This window comes from Streptomyces sp. NPDC006733 (genome assembly GCF_040636125.1).
Taxonomy (GTDB): Bacteria; Actinomycetota; Actinomycetes; order Streptomycetales; family Streptomycetaceae; genus Actinacidiphila.
The window spans coordinates 116,684-134,833 of record NZ_JBEYJD010000002.1; the positions used below are offsets into that span (position 1 = coordinate 116,684).

The following is an 18,150-nucleotide window of genomic DNA, read 5'->3' on the forward strand; positions in this document are numbered from 1 at the left end:
TGCCGGTATGCCCAACGCCCTGCTCAGCGCCTTGCACACCTACCCGGTCAAATCGCTTCGCGGCCTCACCCACGAAGCGGCGGACGTGGAGCCGTGGGGGCTCGCCGGAGACCGCAGGTGGATGCTGGTGGACGACGACGGGCGCGTCATCACGCAGCGGCAGCACGCGGAGACGGCGCTGGTGACCGCGCAGCCGTCGGGGGGCGGCAGCCTGCGGTTCACCGCGCCGGGCCGCGAGGCGCTGCGGGTGGACCCGCCGGAGGACGGCGCGCCGGAACCGGTGCTGATCTTCGGCGACAAGGTCGAGGCCGTCGTGGCGGACGGCGCTGCCGCCGCCTGGTTCAGCGACTACCTCGGCGTGCCGGCCCGCCTGGTGCACATGCCGGACCCGGCCGTCTGCCGCCCCGTCGACCCGGAGTTCTCCCGTCCCGGCGACACCGTGTCGTTCGCCGACGGCTTCCCGCTGCTCCTCACCGCCACCGCGTCGCTCGACGCCCTCAACACCCATATCGCGCAAGGCCCGCACGCCGCCGAGGGACCGCTGCCGATGAACCGGTTCCGGCCCAACGCGGTCGTGGACGGCACCGGGGCCTGGGCCGAGGACGACTGGCGGCGGATCAGGATCGGCGAGGTCACCTTCCGCGTCGCCAAGCGCTGCGCGCGCTGCGCCGTGCCGACGACGGACCAGGAGACCGCCGTACGCGGCAGGGAGCCGATGCGCAGCCTGGCCAAGCACCACCGCATCGACGGCAAGACGGTCTTCGGTCAGAATCTGATCCCCGAACACCCCGGAACCCTGCGGGTCGGCGACCCGTTGACCATCCTGGAGTGACGCGCCAGGGCATCGCTCCCGCGACCACCGCGCGACCGGCCCGGCCCGCTCCCGCGCGGGTCCGCGCCGTTCAGTGACGGGAACGGTTGAAGGGGGTGCTCCTCCATGGGCTCCAGGGTGCGCTTCTGGCGTTGGCGGCGCAGTCCGCTGCGCCGCCGCTCGGATCTGGTCGAGGCGTGGATCAGCCTGCTCGCCGCGGTCCTGCTGGTCTGCGCGGTGCCCGCGGCCGGCTGGTTCACCGGCCAGGCCGCCAACCGCGCCCTGCAGCGCACCGTGCGCCACCAACTGGCCGAGCGCGCCCTGGTCCCCGCCGCCCCGGTCGCCGCGCCTCGGCCGGCGGAGACGGACAGCTCGCCCGCCCGGGCGGGCGAGCGCCGGCGGCCCGCGGTGCTGACCTGGAAGGCGCCGGACGGCTCGGCGCGCAGCGGCACCGTCCGCGTCGAGAACCAGGAGCGGGTCGGCGGCCGGCTGCACATCTGGACCGACCGCACCGGCCGGCCGGCCGATCCGCCGCTGGACCGCGCCACCGCCCGGGCGCACGCCGCGCTGGCCGGGATCGGCGGGGCGGTGCTGGCCGGCGGGGCCCTGCTGGGGGCACGGCAGTTGCTGCTGCGGCGGCTGCTGCGCCGCCGGCTCCTCGAATGGGAGCGTGATTGGGCCCGTGTCGGGCAGGATTGGGGACGGGCGGGCGCCGGCGGCTGACCGCGACTCGTCATGGAGGGCGCCCCACGCACGCTACGGTGGATCCCCCGGTGGCTTAACGCAAGAGGTGGGGGCAGGGCAGCCCGATGGCACATGGCGTGGTGCAGGTGACCAGCACGAGCAGCTCGCGGTGGCGCCGCCGTTCGGGAGAGTACGAGACCCTGGCCGCGGCCCTGGAGGCGGCCGGTGACGGCGACGTGCTGTCGATCGCGCCGGGCACCTACCGGGAGAACCTGGTCGTGACCCGGACCGTGACGCTGCGTGCCGCGGAGGGCCTGGGCTCGGTGCGGATCGCCCCGGCGGCGGGCGTGGCGCTGACGCTGCGCGCGGCGGCCCTCGTCCAGGACCTGACCGTCGAGGGGCAGGACACCTCGGTGGCCGCCCTGCTCATCGAGGGCTGCGCACCGGAACTGACGGGCCTGCGGGTCACCACCCGGTCGGCCGTCGGCATAGAGGTGCGCGACAGCGCGCGGCCCACCGTCCGGCAGTGCACCGTGGACAATCCGGCGGGGCTGGGGATCAGCCTCCTGGAGTCGGCGGGCGGGCTGTTCGAGGACTGCGAGGTGGTCTGCGCGGGCCAGACGGGCGTGTCGGTGCGCGGCGGGGCCTCGCCCCGGCTGGAGCGCTGCCGCATCCACCACAGCAACGGCGCGGGCCTGTCCGTCACCGGCGAGGGCACCTCCGCCGAGGCCGTCGGCTGCGAGGTCTACGAGATCAAGGGCACCGGGGTGCAGGTCGCCTCGCGCGCCACCGGGCACTTCACCGACTGCCAGGTGCACCGCACCACGGGCGACGGGATCACGCTCGACACCGACGCGGTGCTCACCCTGTCCGACTGCGACATCCACGACATCCCCGAGAACGCGATCGACCTGCGGGCCCGTTCGGTGCTCACCCTCACCCGCTCCGCCGTGCGCCGCTTCGGCCGCAACGGCCTGTCGGTGTGGGACCCGGGCACCCGGGTGGACGCCAACCAGTGCGAGATCCACGACAGCACGGGCGACTACCCGGCGGTCTGGGTGAGCGACGGGGCCGCCGCCGTGCTGGACTCCTGCCGGGTGCACGACGTGCCCGACGCCCTGTTCGTCCTCGACCGCGGCTCGCGGGCGGACGTGGTGGACAGCGACTTCACCCAGGTGCGCAACACCGCGGTGTCGGTGAGCGACGGCGCCACCGTCCAGCTCGACGACTGCCGGATCCGCGAGGCCGCCACCGGCGCCTGGTTCCGCGACCACGGCAGCGGCGGCACCCTGGCCGCGGTCACCATCGACGACACGGCCACCGGTGTCATCGTCACCAAGGGCGCCGACCCGGTGCTGGACCGCTGCACCGTCACCAACCCCGCCGAGGCCGGGTTCTACGTGTCGGCCGAGGGCCGCGGCACCTTCACCGGCTGCCGGGTCACCGGCAGCCGCGGCTACGGCTTCCACGTCATCGACGGCTGCCGCAGCACCCTGACCCGCTGCCGCACCGAGCGCTGCGAGCGCGGCGGCTACGAGTTCGCGGAACCGGGGCCCGTCACCGAGGACTGCACCAGCGACCGGGCGGCGGAGCAGACCCCGGACATCGGCGCCACCGCCCCGGCGACCGCGGTGGCCGTCCAGTCGTTCGGGCTGCTCGGCGGGGTGCCCCAGCAGGGCTCCGCGCCCGCGGAGCCGGAACCGGAGCCGGCCGTCCGGGACTCGGACGACGTGCTCGGCGAACTCGACGCCCTCGTCGGCCTGGACAGCGTCAAGCGCGAGGTGCGCACCCTCATCGACCTGATCGCCGTCGGCCGCCGCCGCCAGGAGGCCGGCCTCAAGGCGCCGTCGCTGCGCAGGCACCTGGTCTTCACCGGCTCTCCCGGCACCGGCAAGACCACGGTGGCCCGGCTGTACGGCGAGATCCTGGCCTCGCTGGGCGTGCTGCAGCGCGGCCATCTCGTCGAGGTGGCCCGGGTGGACCTGGTCGGCGAGCACATCGGTTCGACCGCCATCCGCACCCAGGAGGCGTTCGACCGGGCGCGCGGCGGGGTGCTGTTCATCGACGAGGCGTACGCGCTGTCGCCGGAGGACTCCGGGCGGGACTTCGGCCGCGAGGCGATCGACACCCTGGTCAAGCTCATGGAGGACCACCGGGACGCGGTGGTGGTCATCGTCGCCGGGTACACCGCCGAGATGGAGCGCTTCCTCGCCTCCAACCCCGGGGTGGCGTCCCGGTTCTCCCGCACCATCACCTTCGGCGACTACACGTCCGAGGAGCTGCTGCGGATCGTGGAGGCGCAGGCGATCGAGCACGAGTACCGGCTCGGCGACGACGCGGGCGACGCGATCCTCAAGTACTTCAACGGCCTGCCCCGGGGGCCGGGCTTCGGCAACGGCCGCACCGCCCGGCAGACCTTCGAAGCGATGGTCGAGCGGCACGCGGGGCGCCTCGCGCACGTCACCGAGCCGAGCCATGACGAGCTGCAGCTGCTCTACCCGGAGGACCTGCCCGAACTGCCCTGAGCGGGCAGCGCGGTCGCCAACCGGCGCAGCAGGGCGGCCCGTTCGGCGGCGAAGGCCGGGTCGGTCTGGAAGGACGAGTGACCCAGCACCGGTTCCGGCAGCGGGTGGCGCGGGGTGCGGCCGTAGGCGACGGGGTCCTTGAGCGGCCCGCGGTCCACCACCGTGCCCTCGCCGACCCGCACCGGGCCGCCGATCGGGTCCGTCCGCCGCCACAGGTTGCGCCAGGCGCTCAGCTCCCGGTGCAGGGAGCACAGCTGCGCGGGCCCGAAGTGCGCGGGGAACCACCGGCCGTAGAGCCGTTCCAGCGGGCAGCCGTAGGTGAGCAGGGCGACGCGGCGCCGGGTCGCCGGGTCCAGCTGCCAGACGGCCGCCGCCGCCAGCACCCCGCCCTGCGAGTGGCCGGACAGGATGATCCGTCCGTCGGTGCGCGCGGTCCAGGCGGCCATCCGCCACGTCAGGTCGGGCACCGCCCGCTCGGCGTAGCAGGGCGGCGCGAAGGGGTGGGCGGCGCGCGGCCAGAACGTGCCGACGTCCCACAGGATGCCGATCGTGCGGCGGGCGGAGGCGTCGCGGTAGGCGCGGCGCCCGAGCGCCAGCAGGGCGACGACCCCCGCGCCGACCAGCCAGGAGCCCAGCGACTGCGCGGCCCGCGCCACGTCGGGCAGCGGTCCCGGCGTGCCGCGCGCCGCCTCCCCCGGCCCCGACCCGCCGATCCACGCCCCGACGACGGCGCCCGCGCCGAGCACGAACGAGACCCCGCAGACCAGCGCGACCAGCGACGCGACGGAGTCGGTCAGCCCGGCCCGGGCGATCGCCCCGGCGATCTGCCGGGTCCTGGCCGGCTGCCGGGCCTCCCCCGGGTACAGCTCGGCCAGCCGCTCGCCGAGGGCCAGCCGCTCCCGCCACACCCGCCACGCCGCGCCGGCCACCACGCCCACCAGCACGACGAGCAGCACCGGGATGATCGACGCCTGCCACGTCAGCAGGGCGGGCGGCCCCTGCAGCGGATCGCCGTCCTGGCCCGGGGTCCCGCCCCGGTCCAGCCAGTCCGCTATCCGCTGGCAGACGCCGCCCGTCAGCACCCCGCCCAGGGCGCAGGCGAGCAGCGCGACGGCGGGCCCGCCCAGCCCGCGCAGCACCGCCCGGCCGGGCCGGCCGCCGTAGTGCGGCGCGTCCACGGCGGGCTCCGCCGACTGCGCCGGGATCGCCGGCGCGTGTGGTCGCTCGCGCGCCGCCCGGTGCATCAGTGCGGCCGTCACGGCCAGGGCGGCGATCATGGCCCCCTGGACGAGGGTGAAGGCGGTGAAGGTGGCGTCGGCCGGCAGCCGCCCGGCGGAGACCCAGCCGGGACGGTGCCAGCCGGCGTAGCCGGCGACGGCGGCCAGCACGGCCGGGCTGCCGCACAGCAGCAGCCGCGCGGTGCGGTGGTCCGTGGCGTCGTCGGGCTCGGTCTCGCTGCGCCCGGCCCGGCAGGTCTCGGTGATCGCGGCGGCCGAGAGCACGGCGATCGCGGCGCCGAGGCCCCAGCCGGTCGCGACGAGCGCACCGGTTCCGCGCTCGTGGTCGTGGCGCAGCGCGGGCACCAGCAGCGCCGTCGCGACGGTGAGGAGCCCTGCGGCGGTGTGCGCGGAGCGCAGCCGGGCGACCAGCCGGCGGCCGTACCAGAACCCGGGCAGCGCCAGCGCGGGCCCGTCGGCGCGGGGGCGGTCGTCGGCGGCCGGACGCTGGGACTCGTACGCGTACCAGGTGCGGTGCGAGAGCCACCACAGCAGCGCGGTCAGCGCGGCGGGCACCAGGGCCGCGAGGGCGAGCCGGCGGCCCGGCTCGGACCACCAGCCGCCCCGGTGCGCGGCGGCGAAGCCGAGCCAGTACTTGCCGCGCACGCAGGAGGCGCCGCCCGCGCACTGCCAGCCGACCAGGTCCATGGAGACCTCGCAGACGGCGGCGACCAGCAGCAGGGTCAAGGTGAGCGCGATGAGCCGCACCAGCACGTCGTACGTCCGGTTCAGGCCGCGCCGGCCGGTCGGCGGGCGCATCCAGTGCGCCAGATTGACGATCATGAACGGGGTCAGCAGCAGCCACAGGGCGCGGCTGCCGTTGCCCGAGGTCAGGTTGCACCAGGTATAGGCCTCCGGCACCGGCCCCTTCCGGTCGTCCCCGTCCTGCTCGGCGTCGACGTCCGCCGTGCGGCGGTAGAGCCCCGCCGTGTTGTCGCCGGCCACCCGCACGGTCCGCGGATCGCCGAGCATGCCGTCGGGTGTGGCGCCGCCCACGCCGTGGACGAGCAGTTCGAGTGCCGGCGCCCACGTGTCCCGGGGCCCGGTCGACAAGTGCCGGTTCACATGATTCCCGTCTGTCGCGCGGCCCCAGGATCTTTGTCCCGGCGGCCGGACGCGGCCCCCCGTACGGAATGTGCCCCGAAATGGTGACAAGGACGCGCGCCGGAGCCCCCGTCACCCCCCGCACGCCCGGATAGCCCCTCGCATGGAAGGATGACCGTGGTTCGATGGCGTTCGACGGGACGCATGAGACGAGAGACAGGGCCACGGGTGAGCGACAACCAGAATCTCCTCGCCGAGCAGCGACGCGCCCTCATCCTCGACGAGGTCAGGCGGCGCGGCGGGGTACGGGTCAACGAGCTCACCCGCAAGCTGAACGTCTCGGACATGACCGTCCGCCGCGATCTGGACGCCCTGGCGCGCCAGGGCGTCGTGGAGAAGGTGCACGGCGGCGCGGTCCCGGTGGTCGAGGCGAGCAGCCACGAGCCGGGCTTCGAGGCCAAGTCGGGCCTGGAGCTGGGCGCGAAGGAGGCCATCGCGCGGGCGGCGGCCGAACTGGTGACCCCGGGCAGCGCGATCGCCCTGTCGGGCGGCACGACGACGTACTCGCTGGCTCACCGGCTGCTGGACGTGCCGGACCTGACCGTGGTGACCAACTCCGTGCGCGTCGCCGACGTCTTCCACACCGCGCAGCGGCGGCCCGGCGCGCAGAGCCGGGACGGCGCGGCGACGGTGGTGCTCACCGGCGGGGTCAGGACCCCGTCGGACTCCCTGGTGGGGCCGGTGGCGGACCGGGCGATCGGCTCGCTCCACTTCGACATGCTCTTCCTGGGCGTGCACGGGATCTCGGTCGAGGCCGGCCTGTCGACGCCGAACCTGGCGGAGGCGGAGACCAACCGGCAGTTCGTGCGGTCCGCCCGCCGCGTCGTGGTCATCGCCGACCACACCAAGTGGGGCACGGTCGGGCTCAGTTCCTTCGCCTCGCTGGAGGACGTGGACACCCTCGTCACCGACGCGGGCATCCCCGAGGTGCTGCGCGCGGAGATCTCCGAGTACCTGTCGGACCTGGTCGTCGCGGGCGAGGCGGACTCCCCCGCAGACAGCTGACGCGTCGTCACGTAGGGTGCGGCGCATGGCCCGCCGATCACGCTCCCCGCGCCCTCTGCGCCGCGTCGACACCGACTTCCTCGACACCGCGCCCGTACGCCTGGTCTTCACCCTCGCCATCACGTCCCCGCCTCAGGCGGTGTACCGCGCCCTGGCCGAGGACACCGAGGCGTGGCCGGCCTGGTTCGACTCCGTGAAGTCCGCGCGCCGCACCGCCGTGGGGCGCGACGTCGCCCTGGCGGGCGGCGTGCGCTTCGAGGAGACCGTCCTCGTCGACGAGGCGCCCCGGCGCTACGTCTACCGCGCCGACACCACCAGCGCCCCCGGCCTGCGGGCCCTCGTGGAGGAGTGGAAGGTCGCGCCGACGGGCGCGGGCAGCCTCGTCCAGTGGACCTTCGCGATGGACGGCCCGGCACCGCTGCGCACGGTACTGCGGGTGCTGCGACCGGGCCTGGGCCGGGCGTTCCGCGGCGCGGTCCTGAAGCTCGACCGGCGCCTGGCGAAGGCGGAGTAGCCCGCGGGGGCTCGGCGGCCGGCCCCCGCGGGGTCGGCCGCTACTTCCGCAGCAGGAGGATGACGCCCGCCACGGCGACGCCCAGCACGACAGCCGCCGCGCCGTAGGCGAGGCGGTGCGAGCGCAGGACGGGCAGGTAGCGGTCGGCGGCGAGGCGGCCGGGACCGGTCAGGGCCAGGGCGGCGGCGGCCGCGGTCAGCAGCAGTTCGTACTCGACGCCCTGGGGCGCGAAGAAGCCGCCGCCCCACTTCACGGCCAGCGCGTTGACCATGGTGCCGACCACCGCGGCGCCCGCCAGCGGGGTGAGCAGGCCGATCGCCAGGCCGAGGCCGCCCAGCGTCTCGCTGAGACCCGCCACGACGGCCATCGCCTTGCCCGACGGGTAGCCGCTCATGGTGAAGAACTGGCCGGTGCCGTCGATGCCGCCGCCGCCGAACCAGCCGAACAGCTTCTGGCTGCCGTGCGCGGCCATGGTGAGGCCGACCGCGAGGCGGAGCAGGAGCAGTCCCGCGTCGTAGGCGTGCGGGGTGGCCGCCGCGTCCGTCGGGGCGGGCGCGGCGAGCGAACGCGAGGGGAGTTGCGTGGTGGGGGACGGCATAGGGCGGATCTCCTGGGGTGGGGGACGGCGTGGTTCAAATTCGAACCACCGGCTCCCGACCGTAGCGGCTAATTCGAATTTGAACAACAGGGCTACGATGTCCCCATGGAGAACACGAGGTGGCTCGACGAGCAGGAGATGGCGGCCTGGACGGCCTTCCTCGCGGCGAGCAGCCTGCTGGCCCGCCGGGTGGAACAGCAGCTGAAGGACGACGCCGACCTCTCGCACCCGCAGTACGAGATCCTCGCCCGGCTCTCCGCGGCCCCCTGCGGCGAACTGCGGATGACCGAGCTCGCCGACGCCCTGCTCACCTCCAAGAGCGGACTGACCTACCAGGTCACCCAGATGGAGAAGAGCGGGCTGGTCCGCCGCAGGTCCTTCCCCGGCGACGTGCGCGGCGTCGTCGCCTGCCTCACCGACGAGGGATGGGCGAAGGTCCGCGAGACCGCCCCGGGCCATGTCGCCCTGGTCCGCGAACTCCTGATCGACGTCCTCACCCGCGAGCAGCTCACCGCCGTCGCGGAGGGTCTGGGGGAGGCCGGCCGCCGCATGCGCGCATCGAACGTCCGATGAGCCCTGCGGGCCGGCCGTCCCCCGGCCCCCCGCCGGCCGTCAGCGGCCGCTCCGCGCCAACCGCAGGGTGCGGATCTCGAACGGCCGCAGCGCGAGCTCGACCGCGTCCGCGCCGGACACCGCCCCGCCCACCGGCCGCTCCAGCAGATCGCACACCGTGGCCGACGCGACCGCGAACCCCGTCGTCAGCCGCGCCCGGACCCGGCCGCCGCCGGACTCGTACAGCCGCACCACCACGTCCCCGCTGCCGTCGTCGGCGAGCTTCACCGCCGTCACCACCACCGCGTCGTGGTCGACGGACACCAGCGGCGCCACCGCCGTGTCCCCCGGCACCCGCCGCTCCGGCAGGTTGATGCGGTAGCCCTCCCGCACCGCGTCCCCGATCGAGGCGCCGGGGACCAGCGCGTAGCGGAACCGGTGGGTGCCCTGGTCGGTGTGCGGGTCGGGGAAGCGCGGGGCGCGCAGCAGCGAGAGCCGCACGGTGGTGGTCGTACCGCCGGTGAGCGAGGTGGCGGCGTCGGGCCGCACCGTGCGCGTCACGTCGTAGCCGTACGTCGAGTCGTTGACGACGGCCACGCCCCAGCCCGGCTCCTCCAGGTGCACGAACCGGTGCGCGCACGCCTCGAACTTCGCCGCGTCCCAGCTGGTGTTGGTGTGCGTGGCGCGGTAGAGGTGGCCGAACTGGGTCTCGGCCGCCGTGCGGTCGGCGTGCAGGTCGAGCGGGAAGGCGGCCTTGAGGAACTTCTCGGTCTCGTGCCAGTCCACCTCGGTGGCGACGTCCAGCCGCCGCTCCCCCGCGCTGAGCGTCAGCACCTGCTCGACCCGCGAGGCGCCGAAGGACCGGGTCACCCGGACCGACGCCACCCCGGCGCCGACCGCGTCCAGCTCCAGGGTGTCGACGTCGGTGAGGTCGGTGACCGTGTTGCGGTAGAAGGTGTCGACGTCCCACGCGTCCCAGCGGTTGGGGAAGTCGGGGTGCAGCTGCAGCAGGTTCGCGGCGGCGCCCGGCGCCACGGTCTCCCGCTGCGCCTCGAGGTCGTAGACGGAGACGACGAGCCCGCGCGCGTCGATCGCCACCCGCAGCAGCCCGTTGGCGAGGACGAACCCGCCGCCCTCGCGCGGTGCGGCGGTGACCGCCGGGCCCGTGTACGGCGCCGCGACGACGGCACCGCCCGCCGGGACGCCGGAGCGGCTGTGGGGAGCGGCGTTGAACAGCACGGAGGTGCCGCCGGTGGGGCTGCCCGCGAGGGCGGCCTGCGCGCCGGTGATGATCCCCTCCAGTTCCGCGCCGACGGCCGCGTACTTCGCCTCCGCCTCGCGGTGCACCCAGGCGATGGACGAGCCGGGGAGGATGTCGTGGAACTGCAGCAGCAGGACCGTCTTCCAGATCCGGTCCAGCTCCTGGTACGGGTACGGGAAGCCCGCGCGTACGGCGGCGGTCGCGGCCCACAGCTCGGCCTCGCGCAGCAGGTGCTCGCTGCGGCGGTTGCCCTGCTTGGTGCGGGCCTGGCTGGTGAGGGTGGCGCGGTGCAGTTCGAGGTAGAGCTCGCCCACCCAGACGGGCGCGTCGGGGTACTCGGCGTGCGCCTTCTCGAAGAACGCCGACGGCTTCTCGAAGACGACCTTCGCCGAGCCCTCCAGGTCGGCCAGCCGCTTGCCGTGCGCCAGCATCTCGCGGGTGGTGCCGCCGCCGCCGTCGCCCCAGCCGGTCGGGGCCAGCGACCGGGTCGCGGAGCCCTTCTCCTGGAAGTTGCGGACCGCGTGCGCGACCTCCTTGCCCGACAGCTGGGCGTTGTAGGTGTCGATCGGCGGGAAGTGGGTGAAGACCCGGGTGCCGTCCAGGCCCTCCCACCAGAACGTGTGGTGCGGGAACTTGTTGGTCTCGCTCCAGGAGATCTTCTGGGTCAGGAACCACTGGGCGCCGGCCTGCTTGACGATCTGCGGGAGCGCCGCCGAGTAGCCGAACGTGTCGGGCAGCCACACCTCCTCGGTCTCGATGCCGAACTCGTCGAGGAAGAACCGCTTGCCGTGCACGAACTGCCGGGCCAGCGCCTCGGAGCCCGGCATGTTGGTGTCGGACTCCACCCACATCCCGCCCACCGGCACGAACCGGCCGTCCGCGACGGCCTTCTTGACCCGCGCGTACACCTCCGGCCGGTGCTCCTTGATCCAGGCGTACTGCTGCGCCTGCGACATGGCGTAGACGAACTCCGGGTTCTCCTCCAGCAGCGCCGTCATGTTGGAGGTGGTGCGCGCGACCTTGCGGACGGTCTCGCGCAGCGGCCACAGCCAGGCCGAGTCGATGTGCGCGTGGCCCACCGCGCTGATGCGGTGCGCGGAGCGGTGGGCGGGTGCGGCGAGCACCTCGGCCAGCTGCTCGCGGGCGGCGGCGGCCGAGCCGCCGACGTCCTGCAGGTCCACGGCGTCCAGCGACCGTTCGACCGCGCGCAGGATCTCCCAGCGGCGCGGGGAGTCGGTGGACAGCTCCTGCATCAGCCCGCCGAGCACCTCCAGGTCCTGGACCAGCTCCCACACCGTCTCGTCGAAGACCGCGAGGTCCATCCGGGCGAGCTTGTACTGCGGCTCGCTGCCCGCGGTCTCCTTGTCGCCGAGGTCGGTGGGCAGGAAGGGGTGGTAGTCGAGCAGGACCGGGTTGGACGACGCCTCGATGTGCAGCTCCACCCGCTCGCCGCCGGCGACGGGCGCGCCGATCCGGATCCACTGGTTGCGCGGGTTGAGCCCCTTCACCGGCGAGCCGTCCGCCCGGTAGACCAGGCCCTCGCACTGGAAGCCGGGCATGTTCTCGTCGAAGCCGAGGTCGAGCAGCGCCTCGACGGTCCGGCCGGCCCACTCGTCCGGCACGACGCCGGTCACGGTGATCCAGCTGGTGCCCCACGGCGGGCCCCAGGGCCGGCCGGTCTCGATGGGCGTGCGGGGCGCGGCCAGTCCCTCGGCGACCGGGACGGGCTCGCCGGGGGCGTTCCAGATCCCGATGTCCAGCGGCACCGACTGCGGGTACACGGCGGGGCGGATGCGCTCGTCGAGGACCCGCTTGAGGCGGTCCTCGGTGACGGTTCGGTTGCTGTGCATGAGGGTCTCCTCAGATCCGGGGGGAGGCGGCGGACGGCGGGGCGGAGGCGGCGGGCGACCGGGTCACGGCCTTTCCATCTCTACGCCGCGCGGGGGGCGAGCGGTAGCGGCGCACCGGCGCACGCCGCTCACCGGCCCGTTCCGGCGATCAGGTCGACCTGCTCGACGGTGAGGACCTCGGTGATGCCGCGGGCCGCCAGATGGGCGGCGTCGTCAGCGCGTTCGGCGAGGACGGCGGCGGGCCGGACCCCGGCGGCGGCCAGTCGCGCCCACGCCTCGAAGAACGCCCCGCCGGGCGCGCACACCGACCGGGACGGCGCCTCCACCGGGTCGCCCGCCTCCACCACCAGGGCGGTGGTGCGCGGCGCCGGGCGGTGTTCGCGTCCGCGCCACCGCTCGACGGCCCGGGCGACGGCGGCACCGGCGGGCTTGACGGTGCGGTCGGTGGTGAGCAGCCCGAGGCCGTACTCCAGCTCGGGGAAGTCCGCGAGCGCGCGGTCCACGTCGTGGGAGCACCACCAGGTGATGCCCCACACGTCCGGGCAGTCCAGCGCGGCGGCGATGGTGGCCTCGGTGAACTCCGCGGCGTGCTCGGCCGGGATGTGCGGGGCGGGCGCGCCCACCTCCTGCAGCCACACCGGCCGGTGCGGGTCGGCGGCCCACGCCTTCGACAGTTCGATCAGGTAGGCGGCGTGCTGCTCGGTGGCGGTGCCGGTGCGGCCGTGGCGCTGCGCGGTGCCGTTGAAGACCCAGGAGTGGACGGCGGTCGCGGCGCCCAGCAGGGCGGAGTGGCCGGGGGTGAAGGGGTGGTCGTCCTGGTACCAGGCGGCGTCGTAGGACGCGTGCAGGTGGAACTTGCCGGGCGCGCCCTCCTCGCACGCGGCCAGCACCCGCCGCAGCCAGGCCTCGGCCTGGCCGGGGGTGATCCGGTCGGGGTCGGGGTGCGGGCCCGAGGAGAACTGGTTGATCTCGTTGCCGATGGTCATGCCCAGGAAGCCGGGCCGGTCGGCGAGCGCGGCCGCGAGGGTGCGCAGGTACGCGGCCTCGCCGTCGATGACGTCGGGGTCGGTGAAGAGGTTGCGGCGGTGCCAGGTGGTGGTCCAGGAGGGCACGAAGTCGAAGCTGGACAGGTGGCCCTGCAGGCCGTCCACGGCGGTGTCGAGGCCGCGCTCGGCCGCGGCGTCGACCAGCTGGACGAGCTGCTCGACGGCGCGCGGCCTGATCAGGGTGCGGTTCGGCTGGAAGACCGGCCAGAGCGGGAAGACCCGGATGTGGTCGAGGCCGAGGGCGGCGATGGAGTCCAGGTCGGCGCGGACCTCGTCGAGGTCGAAGTCGAGCCAGTGGTGGAACCAGCCGCGCGTGGGCGTGTAGTTGACGCCGAAGCGCATGGTGTTCATCCGGTGCGATGTCCTCAGTGCGGGGAGGGGATCGGGTGCTCGGCCCGAGGGGAACGGGTGCTCAGCCCTTGACGGCGCCTTCGCCCACGCCGCGGAAGAAGTACCGCTGCAGGCAGGCGAACATGACGATGAGCGGGGCTACGGCGATGATGGTCCCGGCGGCGACGAGCCGGGGGTTGTTGGCGAACGTGCCGTGCAGGAAGTTCAGCCCGACGGTCAGGGTGTACTTGTCCGGGTCGGACAGCACGATCAGCGGCCAGAGGAAGTCGTCCCAGGCACCCATGAACGAGAAGATCGCCACGACCGCCAGGGTGCCCTTGACGGAGGGCAGCGCGATCCGCGTGAAGCGCTGCCAGACGTTGGCGCCGTCGATGACGGCCGCCTCCTCGATCTCGTACGGGAGGTGGCTGAACGCGTTCCGCATCAGCAGCACGTTCATCGCGCCGATGCAGCCGGGCAGCACCACGGCGATCAGGGTGTTGTTCAACTGCAGCTCGCGCATGGTGGTGAACTGCGCGATGAAGATGGACTCGAAGGGCACCAGCAGCGCCATGACGAACGCGGTGGTCGCGAGCTTGCGGCCGCGGAAGCGCAGCCGGGCCAGCGCGTAGCCGGCCAGGGCCGAGCCGACGCAGTTGGTGACGACGCTCGCCGCCGCGACCTTGAGGGAGTTCAGCGCGTACTCCCAGACCGGGATGATGTTCGCGACGCCCGAGTAGTTGTCCAGCGTCGGATGCTCCGGGAGCAGCTTCGGCGGGTAGCTGTACATGTCCTCGGTCGGCCCCTTGAGCGAGGTGCTCAGCTGCCACAGGAACGGGCCGATCGTGACGGCCAGGACGGCGAGCAGCAGGAGGTAGCGCAGGACGAGCTGCCAGCGGGGCATACGGCCGCCCATGTCACTCACCGTCCTTGCGGTCGGCGCGCAGCACCAGCAGCATCAGGACCAGGGTGACCACGAAGATCACCACGGAGAGCGCGGAGGCGTAGCCGGTGCGCCCCGACAGCCCGGTGCCGACCCGCTGGACGAGCATGACGAGGGTGGTGTCCTCGCCGGCCGGGCCGCCGGTGGGGCCGGCCATCAGGTAGACCTCGGTGAAGACCTTGAAGGCCGCCACCGACGACAGCGCGGCGACCAGCACCATGGTGGAGCGCACCGCCGGGACGGTGATGCTGACGAAGCGCCGGAACGCCCCGGCACCGTCCACGGCGGCCGCCTCGTGCAGTTCGCGCGGCACGTTGGCCAGCGCCGCCAGGTAAATGATCATGTAGTAGCCCAGGCCCTTCCACACCGTCAGCGCCATCGCGCTGAACAGCAGCAGCCACTGGTCGCTGAGGAACGCCACCGGGCCGGTGCCGAAGTACCCGAGGATCCCGTTGACCAGCCCGCGGTCGTCCAGCATCCACACCCAGATCAGCGCGACCACGACGACCGACGCGACGACCGGGGTGTAGAAGGAGGAGCGGAAGAACGCGATGCCGGGGACCTGCTTCTGCACGAGCAGCGCCAGCAGGAGCGGCAGCAGCACGGTGCACGGCACCACGAGCAGCACGTACAGCGTGCTGTTGCGCAGCCCGGTCCAGAACTGCTCGTCGTCCAGCATGTCCTGGAAGTTCCGCAGCCCCACCCAGTGGCCGGGGGTCAGGGTGCGGGCGTCGGTGAACGCCGTGCCGACGGTGGAGAGGAACGGGTAGAGGCTGAACGCGGCGATGATCACCAGGCCGGGCAGCAGGAACAGCCAGGGGCTGGCGGCCCGGTGGGTCCTTGCACTCATGTCGGGTCCGCCCGCTCAGCTCTGCTTGAGCAGCTTGTCGCTCTGGGCGACGGCGTCGTCCAGCGCCTGCTGCGGCGACTTCTTGCCCTGCAGCGCCTTGGCCACCTCGTTCTTGAGGATGGTCTTCATCTCGTCGGTCATCACGACCGGCGTGTAGTTGACCGCGCCCTTGAGCAGCCGCGCGGAGGCGACCCGGACCCGGCCCTCGTCGGTGCCGTCGTCCTGGGTCCAGTAGGGCTGGTCGAGCGAGCCCGCGGTGCTCGGGAAGATCGCGACCTTGTGCGCGAACGACTCCTGGTTCTGCTTGTCGGTGATGAAGTGCGCGAAGGCGATGGCCGCGGCCTTGTGCTTGCTGTGGCTGTTCACCCCCATGCCCATCACGTACATGTTCGGGTGGCCGGTGTTGTTGGGCGCGTCGGTGATGCCGAGGTTCTTGTACAGCTCGGGCGCGTTCTGCTTGAAGGTGCCCAGGTCGTGCGCGCTGCCCGGGTTCATCGCGACCTTCTGCTGCAGGAACTTCTGGCCGACGGCGTCGGGGCCGCTGGTCAGCGCCTGGGAGTCCAGTCCGCCGTTCTTGAACAGCTCCAGGTACCTGGTGAGCAGCTCGGTGCCCTTGGCGTCGTTGTAGGTGAACTCGGTCGCGTCCGCGTTCATCAGCGGGACGCCGTAGCGGCCGAAGTCCTCGATGGAGGGGGTGCCCGCGAGGGTGGCGGTCTTCCCGCCGGACTTCACCGCGATGGTGTTGGCGGCGGTGAAGAGCTCGTCGTAGGTCTTCGGCGGCTTGGCCGGGTCGAGGCCGGCCTGCTGGAACAGCGTCTTGTTGTAGAACAGCGGGCCGGTGTTGAGGTACCAGGGGAAGGCGTACGAGCCCTCCAGGCCGGGCAGTTCGTTGCCCTTCCACGCCTCGGGCGTGTAGTCGGCCTTGAACTTGGCGGCCGCCGGCTCCTTGTCCAGGCTCATCAGCATCCCCGCCTTGGCCAGCGGGTACGACAGGTCGGGCGAGACGTTGACGACGTCGGGGAGCGTGCCGCCGGCCGCGTCGGCGCTGAGCTTGTCGGCGTAGTTCTCGGCGGGCTGGTCGAGCCACTTCACGTGGACCCCGGGGTTCTCCTTCTCGAACTGCGCCGTCAGGCCCTCGAAGTAGTCCTTGTAGTTCGCCCGCAGGTTCCAGGTCTGGAAGCTGATGTCGCCCTCGATCTTCCCGTCGGCGCTGCCGCCGGCGTCGTCCGCGCCGGAACCGCAGGCGGTCAGCGTCAGCGCGGACAGCAGCAGGGGCAGGACGACGGCAGTCGTGCGGGTGGCGCCGCGGCGGGTGCCGCGCTCTCCACGGGTTCTTCCACGGGATTCGGACATGGCTGACAAGCTCCTTCGCTCGGGCCAGCAGGGGGGCGGGGTAAGGCTGCACCCGTGTGGTGAGCATCGTCAACGGTTAACCGGTGATGAATTCCAACTGTCCGGCATATGTGCAGGTGAGAGCAGTTCTACTCGGGAAACTAATGCGCATTAGTACGATGTAGCTCAAGCGCATTAGTAGCCGCGCTCACGCTCGATGCGGGAGTAGGACATAATCCAGCCATGGATCCCGTGCGCCGCACTCCGGCCCGCCGCCCGACGATGAAGGACATCGCGCGGCGCGCGGGCGTCTCCGAGAGCGCCGTCTCCTTCGCGCTCAACGACCGGCCCGGCGTCTCCCCCGCGACCCGCGACCGGGTCCGCCGGGTCGCGGAGCAGCTGGGCTGGCGGCCCAGCACCGCGGCCCGCGCGCTGTCCGGCGAGGGCGCCGCCACCGTCGGCCTGGTGCTGGCCCGGCCCGCGCACACGCTGGGCGTCGAGTCGTTCTTCCTGCAACTCGTCTCGGGCATCCAGGTGGTGCTGGCGCGGCGCCACCTCGGGCTGCTCTTCCAGGTCGTGGAGGACCTCGGCGAGGAGTGCGCGATCTACCGCCGCTGGTGGGCCGAGCGCCGGGTCGACGGGCTGCTCGTCGTCGACCCCCGGCTCGACGACCCCCGTCCCGCGCTGCTCGACGAACTCGGCCTGCCCGCCGTCGTGATCGGCGCGCTCGCCCCGGGCGCGCCCGCGCACTCGGGCCTGTCCACCGTGTGGGCCGACGACGCGGGGGCGATGGCCTCGATCGTGGACCACCTGTACGGGCTCGGGCACCGCAGGATCCTGCACATCGCCGGGCTGCCGCACCTCGCCCACACCCAGCGCCGGATCCGCTCGCTGCGCGCGGAGGCGGCCCGCCGCGGGCTGCCCGACGTGCACTCCATCAGCACCGACTACTCGGACACCGAGGGCGCCGAGGCCACCCGCCGCGCCCTGGCCCAGCCCCGGCCGCCGACCGCGATCGTCTACGACAACGACGTGCTGGCGATGGCGGGGCTGGCCGTCGCCAACGAGCGCGGGCTCGCGGTCCCCGCCGACCTGTCCGTCGTGGCCTGGGACGACTCCGTGCTCTGCCGCAGCGCGCACCCCGCGCTGACCGCGCTGGTCCGCGACACCGGCAGCTTCGGCCGGCACGCGGCCGAGCAGCTGCTCAGCCTCCTCGACGGCAACCCCGCCCAGGAGATCCAGGACGACCTGCCGCGCCTGGTGGCCCGCGCGAGCACCGGACCGCCTCCCGCGGGGTAGCGCGAGGCGCCTGCCGCGGGGCCGCTTCCTCTTGGGGCCGCGGGCCCGGCATCCCCACCGCGCTGCCGAGCGAAGGGGCCCCGGTGGGCACGTACCCGGGCGCGCGAACCACCCGCGGCCGGGCCGGACGCACGCCCTGCGCCCCGCCCGGCGGACGCCGTCGCGGGTC

The 18,150-nt window shown here is 73.6% G+C and carries 14 protein-coding genes; 7 read left to right on the plus strand and 7 right to left on the minus strand.

Annotation, left to right across the window (positions count from 1 at the left end; genetic code table 11):
• Positions 1 to 7: 7 nt before the first annotated feature.
• The 3 genes from ABZ721_RS02745 (at position 8) to ABZ721_RS02755 (ending at position 4,020) form a co-directional block, all read left to right on the plus strand.
• Positions 8 to 832: an MOSC N-terminal beta barrel domain-containing protein gene (locus tag ABZ721_RS02745; RefSeq protein WP_358786739.1), complete on the plus strand. Its 825-nt coding sequence runs from the start codon at positions 8 to 10 to the stop codon at positions 830 to 832.
• Positions 833 to 937: 105 nt separating this feature from the next.
• A complete protein-coding gene (locus ABZ721_RS02750; RefSeq protein ID WP_358786740.1) occupies positions 938 to 1,534 on the plus strand; it encodes a hypothetical protein in 597 nt (198 codons plus the stop codon).
• 86 nt (positions 1,535 to 1,620) lie between these two features.
• Positions 1,621 to 4,020, plus strand: a complete 2,400-nt coding sequence (locus ABZ721_RS02755) for a right-handed parallel beta-helix repeat-containing protein (protein ID WP_358786741.1) — start codon at positions 1,621 to 1,623, stop codon at positions 4,018 to 4,020.
• On the opposite strand, the gene ABZ721_RS02760 is transcribed toward ABZ721_RS02755, so the two are convergent.
• Positions 3,990 to 6,350, minus strand: a complete 2,361-nt coding sequence (locus tag ABZ721_RS02760) for a hypothetical protein (RefSeq protein ID WP_358786742.1) — start codon at positions 6,348 to 6,350, stop codon at positions 3,990 to 3,992. The genes ABZ721_RS02755 and ABZ721_RS02760 overlap by 31 nt on opposite strands.
• Positions 6,351 to 6,569: 219 nt before the next feature.
• Here ABZ721_RS02760 and ABZ721_RS02765 point away from each other — a divergent pair, with 219 nt between their 5' ends.
• Positions 6,570 to 7,406 (plus strand): DeoR/GlpR family DNA-binding transcription regulator, encoded by an 837-nt coding sequence (locus ABZ721_RS02765; RefSeq protein ID WP_358786743.1) that lies wholly within the window; start codon positions 6,570 to 6,572, stop codon positions 7,404 to 7,406.
• 25 nt (positions 7,407 to 7,431) lie between these two features.
• Entirely contained in the window at positions 7,432 to 7,920 is a 489-nt protein-coding gene (locus ABZ721_RS02770; RefSeq protein WP_358786744.1) for an SRPBCC family protein, read from the plus strand.
• Between the two features lie 40 nt (positions 7,921 to 7,960).
• On the opposite strand, the gene ABZ721_RS02775 is transcribed toward ABZ721_RS02770, so the two are convergent.
• Positions 7,961 to 8,518, minus strand: a complete 558-nt coding sequence (locus ABZ721_RS02775; protein WP_358786745.1) for a DoxX family membrane protein — start codon at positions 8,516 to 8,518, stop codon at positions 7,961 to 7,963.
• 105 nt (positions 8,519 to 8,623) lie between these two features.
• Here ABZ721_RS02775 and ABZ721_RS02780 point away from each other — a divergent pair, with 105 nt between their 5' ends.
• On the plus strand, positions 8,624 to 9,091 hold the full coding sequence (locus ABZ721_RS02780; RefSeq protein ID WP_358786746.1) for a MarR family transcriptional regulator: 468 nt from the start codon (positions 8,624 to 8,626) through the stop codon (positions 9,089 to 9,091).
• 39 nt (positions 9,092 to 9,130) lie between these two features.
• Here ABZ721_RS02780 and ABZ721_RS02785 read toward each other — a convergent pair whose 3' ends face one another.
• The 5 genes from ABZ721_RS02785 to ABZ721_RS02805 all read right to left on the minus strand — a co-directional run bounded on the left by ABZ721_RS02785 (position 9,131) and on the right by ABZ721_RS02805 (position 16,703).
• A complete protein-coding gene (locus ABZ721_RS02785) occupies positions 9,131 to 12,181 on the minus strand; it encodes a glycoside hydrolase family 38 C-terminal domain-containing protein (protein ID WP_358786747.1) in 3,051 nt (1,016 codons plus the stop codon).
• 128 nt (positions 12,182 to 12,309) lie between these two features.
• The gene (locus tag ABZ721_RS02790; protein ID WP_358786748.1) at positions 12,310 to 13,578 is read right to left on the minus strand and encodes a glycosyl hydrolase; all 1,269 of its coding nucleotides are present in this window, start codon (positions 13,576 to 13,578) and stop codon (positions 12,310 to 12,312) included.
• 61 nt (positions 13,579 to 13,639) lie between these two features.
• On the minus strand, positions 13,640 to 14,473 hold the full coding sequence (locus tag ABZ721_RS02795; RefSeq protein ID WP_358786749.1) for a carbohydrate ABC transporter permease: 834 nt from the start codon (positions 14,471 to 14,473) through the stop codon (positions 13,640 to 13,642).
• A 1-nt stretch (position 14,474) separates the two neighbouring features.
• Positions 14,475 to 15,350 carry a sugar ABC transporter permease gene (locus ABZ721_RS02800; RefSeq protein WP_358786750.1) on the minus strand — a complete coding sequence of 292 codons (876 nt, stop codon included), beginning with the start codon at positions 15,348 to 15,350 and terminating at the stop codon, positions 14,475 to 14,477.
• Positions 15,351 to 15,365: 15 nt separating this feature from the next.
• The gene (locus ABZ721_RS02805; RefSeq protein WP_358786751.1) at positions 15,366 to 16,703 is read right to left on the minus strand and encodes an extracellular solute-binding protein; all 1,338 of its coding nucleotides are present in this window, start codon (positions 16,701 to 16,703) and stop codon (positions 15,366 to 15,368) included.
• Positions 16,704 to 16,925: 222 nt separating this feature from the next.
• On the opposite strand from ABZ721_RS02805, the gene ABZ721_RS02810 reads away from it, so the two are divergent.
• Positions 16,926 to 17,981 (plus strand): LacI family DNA-binding transcriptional regulator, encoded by a 1,056-nt coding sequence (locus ABZ721_RS02810; protein WP_358786752.1) that lies wholly within the window; start codon positions 16,926 to 16,928, stop codon positions 17,979 to 17,981.
• Positions 17,982 to 18,150: the final 169 nt, after the last annotated feature.

What these genes read in the sequence shown, in the direction of transcription:
- ABZ721_RS02750 (WP_358786740.1), top strand. Translation starts at nt 938, where the DNA reads ATGGGCTCCAGGGTGCGCTTCTGGCGTTGGCGGCGCAGTCCGCTGCGC.
- ABZ721_RS02785 (WP_358786747.1), bottom strand. Translation starts at nt 12,181, where the DNA reads ATGCACAGCAACCGAACCGTCACCGAGGACCGCCTCAAGCGGGTCCTC.
- ABZ721_RS02755 (WP_358786741.1), top strand. Translation starts at nt 1,621, where the DNA reads ATGGCACATGGCGTGGTGCAGGTGACCAGCACGAGCAGCTCGCGGTGG.
- ABZ721_RS02770 (WP_358786744.1), top strand. Translation starts at nt 7,432, where the DNA reads ATGGCCCGCCGATCACGCTCCCCGCGCCCTCTGCGCCGCGTCGACACC.
- ABZ721_RS02795 (WP_358786749.1), bottom strand. Translation starts at nt 14,473, where the DNA reads ATGGGCGGCCGTATGCCCCGCTGGCAGCTCGTCCTGCGCTACCTCCTG.
- ABZ721_RS02775 (WP_358786745.1), bottom strand. Translation starts at nt 8,518, where the DNA reads ATGCCGTCCCCCACCACGCAACTCCCCTCGCGTTCGCTCGCCGCGCCC.
- ABZ721_RS02800 (WP_358786750.1), bottom strand. Translation starts at nt 15,350, where the DNA reads ATGAGTGCAAGGACCCACCGGGCCGCCAGCCCCTGGCTGTTCCTGCTG.
- ABZ721_RS02780 (WP_358786746.1), top strand. Translation starts at nt 8,624, where the DNA reads ATGGAGAACACGAGGTGGCTCGACGAGCAGGAGATGGCGGCCTGGACG.
- ABZ721_RS02810 (WP_358786752.1), top strand. Translation starts at nt 16,926, where the DNA reads ATGGATCCCGTGCGCCGCACTCCGGCCCGCCGCCCGACGATGAAGGAC.
- ABZ721_RS02805 (WP_358786751.1), bottom strand. Translation starts at nt 16,703, where the DNA reads ATGTCCGAATCCCGTGGAAGAACCCGTGGAGAGCGCGGCACCCGCCGC.
- ABZ721_RS02790 (WP_358786748.1), bottom strand. Translation starts at nt 13,578, where the DNA reads ATGAACACCATGCGCTTCGGCGTCAACTACACGCCCACGCGCGGCTGG.
- ABZ721_RS02745 (WP_358786739.1), top strand. Translation starts at nt 8, where the DNA reads ATGCCCAACGCCCTGCTCAGCGCCTTGCACACCTACCCGGTCAAATCG.